This window comes from uncultured Roseibium sp. (assembly GCF_947494555.1).
GTDB lineage: Bacteria > Pseudomonadota > Alphaproteobacteria > Rhizobiales > Stappiaceae > Roseibium.
Map to the genome: position 1 here is coordinate 1,237,031 of NZ_CANLVF010000002.1, position 13,524 is coordinate 1,250,554.

Below are 13,524 nucleotides of genomic sequence, written 5' to 3' on the forward strand. Positions count from 1 at the left end.
TGCGATTATGTCCTTTTCCGAGACCATGCGGAAAGAGCATGCCGGAAAGATGCTCACGGTTTCGTGAGAAAAGAAGCTTTCCGGCCTGAAACAACGTCACCGAGATGCTGCAAGAGCGGTTTCAGGACTTTAGATCCAGATCCGAAATGACAGACTTGACCGCCAGAAGAAAAATCTGCACTTCCGCGCTTTGCCGGGTGCCGGGCCGTGTCATCAGCCCGACCGGGCCTTTGGTGATGTCACTGTCGAAGGGCAACCTAACCAGCAAGCCGTCTTCGGTCTCGGTCTGCACAACGCCGGATGAAATGATCCAGACCGCATCCGTCTGGCGCGTGTAAAGCCGCCCGAAGGCGCCCGAAACGCTTTCAATCCGGTGCGGTATCTCGCCGACACCGTTGGCGATCATGAAACGCTCGACCAGCGGCCGGATCGCCGCCCCTTCCGGAGGGTAAATGACTGGCCACTCCACGATGCGCTTGACGTCGGGAGCCGCCAGCAGCGGGTGCCCCTTGCGAACCACAAGGTCGACCCGTTCGGAATAAAGCTGTGTGAAGGATACGCCTTCCATGGCCTCCGGACGGCCGAGACGCCCGATCACGAGGTCGAGTTCGCCCAGTTTCAGCCGCTCTATGAGAAACCCGTGGGGACCATCGAGTATCTTGACCATCACATTGGGGGCAAGCTCGGTGAATTCCCGGATCACGGGTGGGATGAAGCTTGCCGCAACACTCGGCAGGGCGCCGACTTTCAGGGTCGCGCGCGCGTGCTCGCCTTCTTTTTCAACACCATCCAGTCCCTGCTGAAGACTGGCAAGCGAGATCTGCGCAAAATGCAGGAAGACCTTTCCCTGTTTTGTCATCGCTATCCCGGCCCTGTTGCGCGTCATCAGGGTCGCACCGATGATGTCCTCCAGCTCCTTCAGCGTTTTTGAAATCGCGGGCTGGGTCAGAGACAACTTGTCGGCTGCGAGCTTCAGGCTGCGTTCATGCGCGATCTCCACGAAACACTGAATATGCCGGAATTTGATGCGTCGATCGATCATTTAGTTTCCCGTTTCAGAAACAAAAAGGCTCAATATCTCATTTTACTTCTCATTTTTGGACATTCAATATAGAGGCAACAGAGGAGAAAGCCATGCGCACTCAGGTTGTCATCGTCGGCGGAGGCCCTTCAGGCCTGCTGCTCGGGCAGCTGTTGCACAAACAGGGAATTGAGACCGTCCTTTTAGAGCGCAAGACGCGGGAGTATGTTCTGGCGCGTATCCGGGCCGGAATACTGGAGACTGGGCTTGTCAACATGATGCGCGAGGCCGGTGTCGCCGAGCGCATGGACCGCGAGTGCTTCGTCCATCACGGCACCTGCATCTCTTATGAAAACGAGATGTTCGCGATCGATTTTCACAAGCTGATAGGTCAGAACGTCGTCGTCTACGGCCAGACCGAGCTGACGCATGATCTTTACGACGCGAGGGAAGCAATTGATGCAACAACCGTTTTTGAAGTCGAAAACGTCCAGATAATCGATGCGGACCGGGACGCTCCTTATGTAACCTATGTCTCGGGCGGCGCAGAACACAGGATAGATTGCGACTTCATCGCCGGCTGCGACGGCTTTCACGGCGTCAGCCGCAAGACCATTCCGGAGACTGTGCGCAAGGAATACGAAAAGATATTTCCCTTCGGCTGGCTCGGCATCCTCTCCGAAACACCGCCTGTGCACGATGAGCTGATCTACGCGAACTCGACCAGGGGATTTGCGCTTTGTTCCATGCGCAATGAGAACCTGTCGCGCTACTACGTTCAGTGCGATCAAACCGACAAGGTTGAGAATTGGAGCGACGATGCCTTCTGGGACGAGTTGAAGCGCCGACTACCGGAGGCTATCGCGGAGAAACTGGTAACCGGTCCTTCAATCGAAAAATCCATTGCTCCGCTGCGATCCTTCGTTACCGAACCCATGCGATGGGGACGTCTCTTCCTGTGTGGCGACGCGGCACATATCGTTCCACCGACGGGTGCGAAGGGGCTGAATACGGCGGCCTCCGATGTTCACTATCTCCATGAAGCCCTTGTGCGGTTTTACCGGGATAAAGACATGGGCGGGATCGAACACTATTCCGAGAAGGCACTGGCACGGGTCTGGAAAGCGGAGCGCTTCAGCTGGTCGACGACCAATCTCCTGCATAGGTTCCCGGATCAGTCGGATTTCGATCTCAAGATGCAGCGGGCTGAAATAGAGTCCCTGCACTATAATGAAATCGCGCAAAGATGGTTTGCGCAAAACTATGTGGGGCTGCCTTACTGATGAAGATCGCAAGACTCAGTTCAGTCGACCTTCACTGGAGGGAAGACGGCGACCCGGACGGGTATCCGATCGTATTCGCCAACTCGCTCGGCACCGATCTCAGGCTCTGGGACAAGATCATACCGCTCCTGCCGAAAGAGGGGTTTCGCTTCATTCGTTTCGACAAGCGCGGCCACGGCCTCTCCTCCTGTCCAAAGCCGCCCTACGCCATGGACGCGCTGGTTACGGATACCGAGGAGCTTCTCGACAAGATCAACGTCGGTGCCTGCATCTTCGTCGGACTGTCGATTGGCGGCATCATTGGACAATCGCTGGCGAGCCGGCGGCCCGAAGCGATCAAGGCGCTTGTGCTTTCAAACACTGCCGCCAAGCTCGGCACTGCCGAGATGTGGCAGGACAGGATTGACCGCATACGCGAAGGCGGTATCGAGGCGATGGCCGATGCCATTCTTCAGCGCTGGTTCGGCGAAGTCTTCCGTCAATCAGCGGAAGCGACCCTGTGGCGCAACATGATGACCCGCACGCCTGCTGACGGCTACATCGGATGCAGCGCGGCGATTGCCGCGACAGACCTGACCACCTCCACTGCACAGCTCAAACTGCCAGCCCTTGGCATCGGCGGTGAGCTTGATATGGCAAGCCCGCCGGAACTCGTCCGCGGCACGACAGAGCTTATAGCCGGAAGCCGCTATGTTGAGATCCGCAACGCGGGCCACCTGCCCTGTGTGGAATATCCGGATATTTATGCCGGCCATTTGATGACGTTTCTCAAGGAGACATCGCATGTCAGAACGGTATGAACGTGGCATGGACGTGCGCCGCTCGGTCCTCGGCGACGATCATGTCAACCGGGCGGAAAACGGCAAGACCGAGTTAGACGGTCCGTTCCAGACCCTGATTACCGAGGGGGCCTGGGGAACGGTCTGGTCGTCCGACGGCATCAGCGCGCGCGAGCGTTCCATGCTCACGCTGGCGCTGCTCGCCGCACTTGGAAATTTTGAGGAAATCGCGATGCATATCCGGGCGACCGCCCGCACGGGCGCCAGCAAACAGGACGTGCTCGAGGCGTTTCAGCACGTCGCGATTTATGCTGGTGTGCCACGCGCCAACCAGGCCCTGAAGATTGCCAAGGAAACATATGCGGAGATGGAGCAGAGCACACGACACGCGGTGCGCTGAGCTCACGCTCACAGGGAGAGAAACCATGAACCAGGGTCCGTTTTATCAACGCGACCGGCGTTGGCAGCCACCGGCGCTGACGCCTGACTACAAGACAAGCGTCGCCCGTTCGCCTCAATATTCCATGATCAGCCTGGGAACGACCGTCAGCGAGATCACCGGACCTGTCTTCGGTCACAACGATGTTGATCCACGCGACAGCGACCTGTTGACCAACTATGCCAAGCCGGGTGAAAGCCCGATCGGAGAACGGATACTGCTCCACGGGCGCGTGCTTGATGAAAATGCCAAACCGGTGCCGAACACGCTTGTGGAGATCTGGCAAGCCAACTCGGGTGGACGCTACAGGCACAGGAAAGACACCTACCTTGCGCCGATCGATCCCAATTTCGGCGGCTGCGGCCGTACCCTTACCGACGAAGCCGGGTATTACTGTTTCCGGACCGTAAAACCGGGCGCTTATCCCTGGCGCAACTGGGTCAACAGCTGGCGTCCGGCACATGTTCACGTATCGGCCTTCGGCACGGCCTTCGCGCAAAGACTGATTACGCAGTGCTATTTCGAGGGCGACCCGCTCATTCCCATCTGTCCGATCGTCAAAACGATCCCGGATGACGAGGCGATCGAACAGCTGATCGCAAAACTCGACCTTAATGCGACCATTCCGCTGGATACGATCGCCTACAAGTTCGACATCGTCTTGCGTGGGCGCAGGTCGACCTATTTCGAGAACCGTCCGGAGGGCAACTGATCATGCGCCAGACACTGGACTATCTGAAGGAAACGCCATCGCAGACCGCCGGCCCCTACGTGCATATCGGTCTTGCACCCGGAGCGGCGGGATTTGAAATCTACAAGAATGAACTCGGCTGGGATATTGCCGGGCCGCATGCCGCCGGCGAACGTATCCGCATCGAGGGCAGCGTGATCGACGGCATGGGATCGCCGATCAAGGATGTGCTTCTGGAAGCCTGGCAGGCCAACGCGGCCGGCACGTATGCCCACCCGGAAGCCGGTGGCACGGTGGAAGACGGCTTTCGCGGCTGGGGCCGCGTCATCACCGATTTTGAAACCGGTGAATGGGGCTTTGACACGATAAAACCGGGGTCCGTGACCGATGGCACGGTGGGTGTCATGGCACCTCATATCAGCCTCTGGTTTGTCGCGCGCGGCGTCAATATCGGTCTACACACGCGGCTTTACTTCGACGACGAGCAGGACGCCAACGCGGGTGACCCCATTTTGAACCTGATCGAGTGGGAAAAGCGGCGCAAGACACTGATTGCCCAGCGGACCGAAAGGGATGGCAAGACAGTCTACCGCTTTGACATTAAGCTCCAGGGAGAAGACGAGACCGTCTTCTTCGATATCTGAGACCTCAACATGACCAAACCCTGCATCATCTGCGTTGCCATCACCGGATCGGTCGCGACCAAGGAAAACAATCCGGCCGTCCCGATCACGGTTTCAGAACAGCTTGAAAGCACGCACGAAGCTTTCGAGGCGGGTGCATCGATTGTCCACGCCCATGTGCGAAATGACGACCAGTCACCAACCTCCGACCCGGAGAAGTTCGCCAGGCTGAAGGAAGGCCTGGAAAAGCACTGTCCGGGTATGATCATTCAATTCTCGACCGGCGGGCGCTCGGGCGCGGGGCAGGCCCGTGGCGGCATGCTGCCGTTAAAGCCGGATATGGCATCGCTGTCGGTCGGGTCAAACAATTTTCCGACGCGGGTCTATGAGAACCCGCCGGATCTCGTCGACTGGTTGGCGGGCGAGATGCGCACCCATGTCGTCAAGCCGGAGATCGAAGCGTTCGACCTCAGCCATATTCACCAGGCTGCCGCCATGAACAGGGATGGCCGCATCCCGGGGAAGCTTTACGTGCAGTTTGTCATGGGCGTCAAAAACGCCATGCCGGTCGACCGCGACGTGTTCGACTATTACATCAAGACGGTTGAAAGGCTCGTACCGGATGCCGAATGGTGTGCGGCCGGAATTGGCCGGCACCAGCTGACGGTGAACGAGTGGTGCATCGCAGAGGGTGGACACACGCGCACGGGCCTGGAAGACAATGTTCGGCTGGACAGGGAAACCCTTGCCCCTTCCAATGCGGCGCTCGTCAGGCGGGCGGCCGCGCTTTGCGAAAAGCATGACCGTCCTGTTGCAACCTGGCAGCAAGCCCGGGAAATACTCGACCTGCCGCTCAAGGCCGCTTGACGTTCCGTGCCGCCTGGCTCTCAATTGAGGGCAACCTTTTGACAGTTGAGAACCATGCCCCTTTCCCTGCTCGCAAGCCCAGTCCATTCCGGACTTTTTTCCGATGACAGTCTTCTGCCTTTGCTCGATGATGCGGCCGACATTGCGCACATGGTCCGCTTCGAGCGTGCGCTCGCCATTGTCCAGGGAAAGCTCGGGATCATTCCTAAAGAGGCCGCCGAGGTAATCGCTACGCGTTTGACGAATGCCTCATGTGCGCGGGAGGCCCTTCAGGAGGGGACCGCGTCGGCGGGCGTTCCGGTTCCCGCCCTTGTCGCCGAATTGCGCAAGATCGCTGGTGAAGATGCCGGAAAGTGGCTGCACTGGGGTGCGACCAGCCAGGACGTCATGGACACGGCACAGATGCTTCAAATCAAAGCCTGCCTTCAGATACTTGAGGCGCGTCTTAAGCGATTGATAAGCGCTCTCGAAGCGCAAAGCCGGGAAAATGCAGACCGGTTGCTGGCCGGGCGTACCCGCAGCCAGGTGTCGACACCCGTGACGCTCGGGTACCGGATCGCCCAATGGGCGCACCCCCTGATCGATGCAGAAAACGGGCTGAGTGGGCTGAAGAAATCTGTTCTCAGGCTTCAGTTCGGCGGAGCATCGGGCATCAATGGTGCGATCGCGCCGGACGGGCCGCAGGTGGCTCAGGCCCTTGCCCTGGAACTCGGACTGGAAGACGGACCGTCCTGGCATGTGAACCGTTCGCCTCTTCAGGAGCTTGCGGCCTGGCTGCAGCGTATCAGCGCTGCGCTTTCCAAAATGGCCGGAGATCTCATTCTTCTCGGCCGCTCGGACATTGGTGAAGTTGCAAGCGGCAGCGGGGGCGGGTCATCCACCATGCCGCAAAAGGCGAACCCCGTGCAGGCGGAAGCCATTCTGGTTCTCGCCCAGATTGTCAATCAATCCCAAAGCACACTGGCTGTGGCCTCCGATCTCGTCGAAGAACGGGACGGCACAAAGTGGCCGCTTGAGTGGATGATGGTCCCGCAAATGCTGATGGCAACCGGCACCGCCCTACGGCACGCACAAGCACTTGCCGATAGCTTGAGACCAAACAGCGCTCGGCTGGATGCTACCCTGTCCGAAAATCCTGAAATCATGGCTGAAACCGCGAGCTTCGCTCTTGCAAAGGCTGGTGTTCCGAGGGCTGAAGCCAAGAACCTCGTCGCCAACGCAGCCGCCGATACCACGCCCTTCGCGGATGCTCTTGCAAAACTGAGCCCCGTTGAAATCGATTGGCACAATGTGCTCGATCCCCGCTCCGCGATTCAGCCGAGCCGGGACATGTCGGACAGGATCTTCGCCAAGCGCGTCTGCACGTAGCCGGGCCTACCGCAGGACGGTCGGCAGCCAAAGCGTAATTGCCGGGAAACTCACCAACAGGATGACACGGATGACCTCGGCGCCGAAGAACGGCGCAACGCCTTTGAAGGTCTCGATCATCGGCGTGTCGCGCGCGAGCGAGGAAATCACGAAGACATTCATGCCGACGGGCGGTGTGATCAGGCCTAGCTCGACCACAATCAATGCCAGGATCCCGAACCAGATCTTCAGGTCTTCGGTGCTCATGCCAAAGCCTGCCCCGTCCGCGCCCTGATAAATGCCGCCATTGATCTCAACCAGCACCGGCCAGAAAAACGGAATGACAAGCAGGATCATGGAGAGGCTGTCCATCAGGCAGCCCAGAAAGATGAGCGCAATCAGCAAGATGATCAGCACCGTCATCGGTTCCAGGCCGGAATTTGAAATCCAGGCGGCAGTTTCCTGGGGCAGTCCGACGCGGGACATGAAAATCTTCAGGAGTTCGGCACCGAGGATAATCAGATAGATCATTCCGGACGTGGCGGCCGTTTCCTTGAGCGCGGAGACAAAGTCGGTGCGTGTGAGCTTTCTCTGGACGATGCCGAAAAACAGCACCAGGAACACACCGACAGCGGCAGCCGGTGTCGGATTGAAAAATCCAAAATAGATACCGCCGATCACCATGCCGAATATGACGAGCACGGGGATCATCCCGACAGTCGCTTCGACGAATTCGTTCCCGTCCGCAACGCCGCCTTTTGGACCGGCAGCCGGTCTGATAGCGACGTAGACGGCGATGGTCAGGAGGAAGAGAACCACGGCCAGCAGGCCCGGCAGGAACGCTGCCATGAACATGGTGACAATATTCGCTTCAACGATCACGGCGTAGATAATCAGAACCACCGACGGCGGAATGAGAATGCCCAGAACACCACCGGCTGCCAGCGTTCCGGTGGCAAGCGCTCCCGAGTAGTTGTAGCGGCGGAGCTCCGGCAGAGCGACCTTGCCCATCGTGGAAGCAGTGGCAAGAGACGACCCGCAAACAGCGCCAAAACCGGCGCACCCGGCAATTGCCGCCATGGCCGTGCCGCCACGCATCCAGCCGAGCCAGGCGTTCGCCCCCCGGAACAGAGCCTGGCTCAGACCGGTTTTCGACGCGATCGCCCCCATCAGGACAAACATGGGTACGACCGAGAGGTCGTAGATGGAGAATTGTCCGTAGGCCAGGGTCTTGAGCTGGCTGAGAACGAGCGCCGGACCGTTCAGCATCATCGTGCCGACACCGCCGACCAGGATCATTGCGTAGGCAATCGGTATTCGAATGGCGATCAGGAAGATCAGCACGGCAAGTGCGCCGAGGCCGAGCACGAGTGCGTCAGTCATCTGCTGATTATCCTTTCGACAGAACGTCTGCGTCGCGCAGCAAGGTGACGGCAGCCGCCACGGCGAGAAGAGCCAGCGAGATCAAGATCGGAATGAATGCCAGCCAATGCGGGATTTGCAGGATTGTCGTGGTGTAGTCGTATTCGCGCTGATCAAGCATGCCGAAATACATGCGCCATATCAGCAGCATGGCAAAACCGAGCGCGATCAGAGACCCAAGCAGTGTGAAAAACGCGATCATTCGTTTGGAAGCGCCCGAGGTAAAGATATCTGCCGACACGTTGGCGCCGACAAGCTGGCAGTAGGGCAAGAATGCAAAGACGGCGACTGCGACACCCATTTCAGTCAGTTCGAAATCACCCGGAAAAGGCTTTCCGAACATCGATCCGATGATCGACACCATGTTCACCGCCACGACCAGGAGGAGCACGATGCCGCCCAGGAGCGCCCAACCGGTGATCAGGCGGCTTGCAGCTCCGATAAGTCCGGAGCTGCTTTCCTGTTGGTCCGCCGTCATCAATTGGACGCGTTACCGGCAACCGCGGCCTTGGCTTTTTCAACCAAGGCGTTGCCATCAATGCCTTTTTCGGCAACTTCATTCACCCAGCGGTCGACCACCGGCGCCAGAACCTCGTTAAAGGCCGCAGTCTCTTCCGGCGTCAGCGTGATGTGTGTGTTGCCAGCTTTTGTTGCCAGACCGATCCCGAAATCATCCGCACCGGCCCAGATGTTGCCGACCTCTTCCGCCCATGCCGTGTCGGACGCATCGAGAAATGCCTGCTTGATGTCTTCCGGCAGCGCGTCCCAGCGCGCCTTGTTCATGGACACCTGGAAGACCGTTGTTCCGAAGCGTTCCTTGTCTGCACCTTCGATCTGGAATTCGGTCTGCTCCTGGATCTTCAACGGCGGAATGATCTCCCAGGGGATCATCGCACCATCGATAACGCCTTTCTGAAGGGCTGTCGGAAGCTCCGGAACCGGCATTGCGACGGGAGACGCCCCAAGTGCTTCAATGACCCAGGCGCCTGTGCGCGTCGGAATTCGGATCTTCTTGCCTTCAAGATCGGCCGGAGCCCTTACCTCGGTGTCCGTCATATGGATGCCCTGCCCCGCATGGACATGCAGAAACATGACTTCCACACCCTTGTAGTCGTCCTTCAGGTCGCTCTCGAACAGCTCTTTCAGCGCCAGATTTGTCGCCGCGGTATCGTTCTTGTGTACGCCTGGCAATTCGAACACTTCCGACCGCGGGAAGAGACCGGGCGTATACCCATTCACAGTCCACACCAGATCAACGACACCGTCGCGGACCTGATTGATGAGTTCAGGCGGACGGCCTCCCAGCGTCATCGCGGGATAGATTTCGATCGAGACCTTGCCGCCGGAGTTTTCTTCCACTCGCTTCGCCCAGGGCACCAGCATCTGGGCATGCGCGGGCGCTTTTTCGCCAATGAAATGGTGCAGCTTGAATTCGTGGTCAGCCGCCAGCGCGGGCGTTCCGGCGAACGCCAACAGAGCGGCCCCCAGGATCAAATTTTTAAAGTTGCTCATGATTCCTCCTCCAAGTGAGACACGCTCACAGTCTTTTATCCACTTACCGCCAGACGACCCATGGACCTGTTGACGCAGTTTTTCGGCAGCGCCAGAAAACGTCAGGCAGCAGAACAGGTGACAGCGAACAAGCAACCGGCGCCTTCCCCTGGAAGACACTATCACCACGCACGCATGCTGCGACAAACGAGTGGCCGTTTTATCGTTATCGGCTCATAGTCACTAATTCGTTTGGGAATGTAAATTGAGATATGGCGCCAGATACTTTCCGTTTTTGGCAAGAAAAGTCTCGGCTCATGCGCGAACAACACGTGTGCGATACAGCGCATCCTTCGCAAGTAAAACACGGATAAGGAAAGACAAATCAGAAATCGGACCGGGACCCCTGATGTGGGGTCCCGGCATACGTCACTCGATGAAGGTGCGTGACAGTCTCTCGCTGAGCGGTTGGGCGAGGTAGCTGAGTGCAATCCGCTCTCCCGTTCTGATAAAAAGATCCGCCGGCATTCCAGGAACAAGTTCCAGCTTGTCGACATCGGCAGACTGTTTCGCGTCCAGCCTGACCCGCGCCACATAGAAGGCGTCTCCTGTCCGCTCATCCGTGACTGCATCAGCGGAGATATCGAAAATGCGCCCCTTTGCTTCGGGGATCTCTTCCTGGTCGAACGCACTAAGGCGTATGCGGGATGCCTGACCGACCGACAGCTTTTCGATATCGGCGGTGTTGATGCGCGCTTCGACTACCAGTTCTTCGCTGAGCGGCACCAATTCGAGAATATCCTCTCCCGGCCTGACGACACCGCCTAGCGTATGCAGCGCCATGTTGACGACGGTGCCGCTGACGGGCGCGCTCACGACGACACGTTTCTGACGTTCCACCGCACCCTTGAATTGCGGTTCCACGGCAGCGAGTTGTCCCTCGACCGCAGCGAGATCCTCCGTCGCCGCTTCCAGTCTCTGCTGCTGCGCGCTGACATCATTGAGCTCCAACTCACCGATTTCGTTGCGCGCTCGCGCCTGGTCTGTTCTCAGCGCGGCCTCAAGCCCGACCAGACGTTCGATTTCCAAGCGGATGGAATTGATCCTGGGTGCCGTCACAAGCCCCTTCTCAAACAAGGTCTGCAGGGATTCCAGTTCACTGGTGGAAATCGCATGCTGGCGCTCGTTGGACCGGCGCTGTTCTTCAAGACCTGCTATTTCGTCCTGCAATGCGTTTATGCGCCGTTTCAGGACGTCCTGTTCGCTGGCACGAGCGCGTGCCTCCGTGTCGAACACTCTTTTCTGGGTGAGGTAGGCACTTTCCAAGAGAACGTCGGGAACATCGTCTACAATGAGCGCTTCGACATCGCTTCTGCGAAATGTTCCCGCCTGACTGATCTGCGCAAGAAGACGGGCGCGACGCGCGGTGAGCTCTCCGATCTGACTGCTAAGGACGGTAAGATCAACATCTGCCTCGGTGCTGTCGAATACCACAAGCGGCTGACCCGCATCCACGATATCGCCATCTGTGACGAACAACTCGCGCACGATACCGCCGTCGAGATGCTGAACTGTCTTGCGATTTCCGTCGACAACAAACGATGCCTGGGCAACGACCGCACCGTCGAGTTTTGTCTGGAGAGACCAGTAGGCAGCGCCTCCGACGAACAGGGCCAGAACGACAAGCCCGAGGAAGACAAGGAACCCGATCCGGGGTTCGGTCGTTGCTTTCACATCATCTGTTTTCTGCGAAAGATGAGAGACGTGACGGTTTTGATGAGAAAGTGTCAGTTCTTTCATTGGACTGCCCTTTCCTGAACAGGTTTATCGATATTGCCGCCGTGTTGGCGGCTCGCCGGGAGAACGTTGCGTTTCGTGTCACGCAATACGTCGTCGCGGTTTCCGAAAGCTGTCTGAACGCCGTGATTGAGAACCAGCACCTTGTCGACGACCTGCAACGTACTTGGACGGTGGGTCATCATGACAACGATGCTGCCGCGTTCCTGCATGGACCGGATCGCTTTGTGAAGCGCGGCCTCACCGGTGGAATCCAAGTCCGAATTCGGCTCGTCCAGGACCAGAAGAAACGGGTTGCCATAAAGCGCGCGGGCAAGCGCGATCCGCTGCCGCTGTCCGCCAGACAAGAAGAATCCGTTGCCTATCCTGGTTTCATAACCATCGGGCAGATTGGAGATCAGATCGTGGACGTCGGCAGCAAGAGCCGCTTCCAGAACGAGTCCGTCGTCGACTTCAGCTGCAAACCGCGCAATGTTCTCCCGGACTGTGCCGTCAAAGAGAGCGATTTCCTGTGGCAGATACCCGATATGGCTTCCGAGTTCTTCCGGATCCCACTTCGCTGTGGGGTTACCGTCGAGGCGCACGGTTCCCCGCTGAGGAGCCCAGACACCGGCCAGCATTTTGGCAAGAGTTGATTTTCCCGAAGCGCTCGGTCCGATCACCGCAACAGCGTCTCCGGCCTGAAGGTTCATGCGGATATCGGAAAGCGTCGCGTTTTGCGCTGTGGGTGGCCCTGCCTTCTGGATCGCGACACTGACGGAAACCTGTGGTCGTGGAAGGTGAAGACGTTTCGGCTCGACAGGGTAGTCGTGGACGAGTTTTCTCAGCTTGCCGTAGGATCCGGATGCCGCAAGAAAGCCCCGCCACTGTCCGATGAGCTGATCGATGGGGGCAAGTGCGCGGCCGAGAACAATGGTTGCGGCAATCATGATGCCCGCGGAGCTTTCACCGGTGATCGCAAGCGCCGCACCAAGACCGAGGATGGCAGACTGCAGTCCAGTGCGCAGGGTTCTGGAGGTGACCGAAAACGTCGAGATGCGGTCATTGACCCGCGTCTTCAGCCGATGTGCCTCGAACTGAAGATCTTGCCAGCGGTGCGCCAGATCACTGCGCATACCCATCGCATGGACGATTTCCGCATTTGCCTCGCCTGCCCGGTAGAGCGTGTCGCTGCGCCGGCGGGCTTCGGCCGCTTCCATCATCGTGTTGTGGCTGCGCGCGTTGTTGATGAGAGCAAGAACCGTCAGGACAATTGCACCCGCCAATCCCAGGTGACCGAGATAGGGATGAAGAATGTAAAGAACGCCGATATAGACCGGAATCCAGGGTGCATCGAAAAATGCAAGCAGCGTGCTTCCGGACAGGAAATCCCTGAAACCGTTGACATCTTCAATCGAGTTGTCGCTCGAAGCTAGGTTTCCTTCGACTTTCCGGCGCATGGCCGCATTGAGCACGGGCACGCCGACTTTCAGTTCGAACTTGGCACCCAACCTGTTCAGCATGCGCTGACGGATCCAGTCTAGCAGTCCGGTGACCACAAAGACGCCGCCAAGCAGCAGCGTGAGGGCGATGAGCGTGTCCATGTTCTGGCTGGTGAGAACGCGGTCATAGACCTGAAGCATGTAAAGCGGCGCAGCGAGTGCCAGAATGTTCAGCGCCATGCTGAAGAGCGCGATTGCGAGGAAACCGGCACTGAGTGAAGACCAGGCGTGCCGGACAGGAGAGATCTTGCGGAACATGTGCTTGCTCCAATTCACGGGGTTC

At 58.3% G+C, this 13,524-nt stretch carries 13 protein-coding genes; 7 read left to right on the forward strand and 6 right to left on the reverse strand.

Going from position 1 to position 13,524, the window contains the following annotated elements; all coding sequences use genetic code 11:
* Positions 1-121 precede the first annotated feature (121 nt).
* A complete protein-coding gene (gene pcaQ / locus Q0915_RS14195) occupies positions 122-1,042 on the reverse strand; it encodes a pca operon transcription factor PcaQ (protein WP_299472179.1) in 921 nt (306 codons plus the stop codon).
* A gap of 92 nt (positions 1,043-1,134) precedes the next feature.
* On the opposite strand from pcaQ, the gene pobA reads away from it, so the two are divergent.
* Genes pobA through Q0915_RS14230 form a run of 7 tightly spaced genes read left to right on the forward strand, consistent with a single transcriptional unit; the run spans position 1,135 to position 7,071 of the window.
* Entirely contained in the window at positions 1,135-2,304 is a 1,170-nt protein-coding gene (gene pobA, locus Q0915_RS14200) for a 4-hydroxybenzoate 3-monooxygenase (RefSeq protein WP_299472180.1), read from the forward strand.
* Positions 2,304-3,104 (forward strand): 3-oxoadipate enol-lactonase, encoded by an 801-nt coding sequence (pcaD, locus tag Q0915_RS14205; protein WP_299472181.1) that lies wholly within the window; start codon positions 2,304-2,306, stop codon positions 3,102-3,104. The genes pobA and pcaD overlap by 1 nt, the downstream gene beginning before the upstream one ends.
* Positions 3,088-3,483, forward strand: a complete 396-nt coding sequence (pcaC, locus tag Q0915_RS14210) for a 4-carboxymuconolactone decarboxylase (protein WP_299472182.1) — start codon at positions 3,088-3,090, stop codon at positions 3,481-3,483. Before pcaD ends, pcaC begins: the two co-directional genes overlap by 17 nt.
* Positions 3,484-3,508: 25 nt before the next feature.
* The gene (gene pcaH, locus Q0915_RS14215; RefSeq protein WP_299472183.1) at positions 3,509-4,234 is read left to right on the forward strand and encodes a protocatechuate 3,4-dioxygenase subunit beta; all 726 of its coding nucleotides are present in this window, start codon (positions 3,509-3,511) and stop codon (positions 4,232-4,234) included.
* A 2-nt stretch (positions 4,235-4,236) separates the two neighbouring features.
* On the forward strand, positions 4,237-4,857 hold the full coding sequence (pcaG, locus tag Q0915_RS14220; protein ID WP_299472184.1) for a protocatechuate 3,4-dioxygenase subunit alpha: 621 nt from the start codon (positions 4,237-4,239) through the stop codon (positions 4,855-4,857).
* A gap of 9 nt (positions 4,858-4,866) precedes the next feature.
* Entirely contained in the window at positions 4,867-5,703 is an 837-nt protein-coding gene (locus Q0915_RS14225) for a 3-keto-5-aminohexanoate cleavage protein (RefSeq protein ID WP_299472185.1), read from the forward strand.
* 54 nt (positions 5,704-5,757) lie between these two features.
* Positions 5,758-7,071, forward strand: coding sequence for a lyase family protein (locus tag Q0915_RS14230; protein ID WP_299472186.1), 1,314 nt, complete (start codon positions 5,758-5,760; stop codon positions 7,069-7,071).
* Between the two features lie 6 nt (positions 7,072-7,077).
* Here the strand turns inward: Q0915_RS14230 and Q0915_RS14235 are convergent, their stop codons facing one another.
* The 5 genes from Q0915_RS14235 to Q0915_RS14255 all read right to left on the reverse strand — a co-directional run bounded on the left by Q0915_RS14235 (position 7,078) and on the right by Q0915_RS14255 (position 13,499).
* Complete coding sequence (locus tag Q0915_RS14235; protein ID WP_299472187.1) at positions 7,078-8,433, reverse strand: TRAP transporter large permease; 1,356 nt, start codon at positions 8,431-8,433, stop codon at positions 7,078-7,080.
* 7 nt (positions 8,434-8,440) lie between these two features.
* Entirely contained in the window at positions 8,441-8,950 is a 510-nt protein-coding gene (locus Q0915_RS14240) for a TRAP transporter small permease (RefSeq protein ID WP_299472188.1), read from the reverse strand.
* Positions 8,950-9,984, reverse strand: coding sequence for a TRAP transporter substrate-binding protein (locus Q0915_RS14245; protein WP_299472189.1), 1,035 nt, complete (start codon positions 9,982-9,984; stop codon positions 8,950-8,952). Before Q0915_RS14245 ends, Q0915_RS14240 begins: the two co-directional genes overlap by 1 nt.
* Before the next feature lie 408 nt (positions 9,985-10,392).
* Entirely contained in the window at positions 10,393-11,763 is a 1,371-nt protein-coding gene (locus Q0915_RS14250; RefSeq protein WP_299472190.1) for an HlyD family type I secretion periplasmic adaptor subunit, read from the reverse strand.
* The gene (locus Q0915_RS14255) at positions 11,760-13,499 is read right to left on the reverse strand and encodes a type I secretion system permease/ATPase (RefSeq protein ID WP_299472191.1); all 1,740 of its coding nucleotides are present in this window, start codon (positions 13,497-13,499) and stop codon (positions 11,760-11,762) included. Before Q0915_RS14255 ends, Q0915_RS14250 begins: the two co-directional genes overlap by 4 nt.
* Positions 13,500-13,524 lie beyond the last annotated feature (25 nt).

What these genes read in the sequence shown, in the direction of transcription:
- Q0915_RS14230 (WP_299472186.1), top strand. Translation starts at nt 5,758, where the DNA reads ATGCCCCTTTCCCTGCTCGCAAGCCCAGTCCATTCCGGACTTTTTTCC.
- pcaC (WP_299472182.1), top strand. Translation starts at nt 3,088, where the DNA reads ATGTCAGAACGGTATGAACGTGGCATGGACGTGCGCCGCTCGGTCCTC.
- Q0915_RS14235 (WP_299472187.1), bottom strand. Translation starts at nt 8,433, where the DNA reads ATGACTGACGCACTCGTGCTCGGCCTCGGCGCACTTGCCGTGCTGATC.
- Q0915_RS14250 (WP_299472190.1), bottom strand. Translation starts at nt 11,763, where the DNA reads ATGAAAGAACTGACACTTTCTCATCAAAACCGTCACGTCTCTCATCTT.
- pcaQ (WP_299472179.1), bottom strand. Translation starts at nt 1,042, where the DNA reads ATGATCGATCGACGCATCAAATTCCGGCATATTCAGTGTTTCGTGGAG.
- pcaH (WP_299472183.1), top strand. Translation starts at nt 3,509, where the DNA reads ATGAACCAGGGTCCGTTTTATCAACGCGACCGGCGTTGGCAGCCACCG.
- pobA (WP_299472180.1), top strand. Translation starts at nt 1,135, where the DNA reads ATGCGCACTCAGGTTGTCATCGTCGGCGGAGGCCCTTCAGGCCTGCTG.
- Q0915_RS14240 (WP_299472188.1), bottom strand. Translation starts at nt 8,950, where the DNA reads ATGACGGCGGACCAACAGGAAAGCAGCTCCGGACTTATCGGAGCTGCA.
- Q0915_RS14255 (WP_299472191.1), bottom strand. Translation starts at nt 13,499, where the DNA reads ATGTTCCGCAAGATCTCTCCTGTCCGGCACGCCTGGTCTTCACTCAGT.
- pcaG (WP_299472184.1), top strand. Translation starts at nt 4,237, where the DNA reads ATGCGCCAGACACTGGACTATCTGAAGGAAACGCCATCGCAGACCGCC.
- Q0915_RS14225 (WP_299472185.1), top strand. Translation starts at nt 4,867, where the DNA reads ATGACCAAACCCTGCATCATCTGCGTTGCCATCACCGGATCGGTCGCG.
- Q0915_RS14245 (WP_299472189.1), bottom strand. Translation starts at nt 9,984, where the DNA reads ATGAGCAACTTTAAAAATTTGATCCTGGGGGCCGCTCTGTTGGCGTTC.
- pcaD (WP_299472181.1), top strand. Translation starts at nt 2,304, where the DNA reads ATGAAGATCGCAAGACTCAGTTCAGTCGACCTTCACTGGAGGGAAGAC.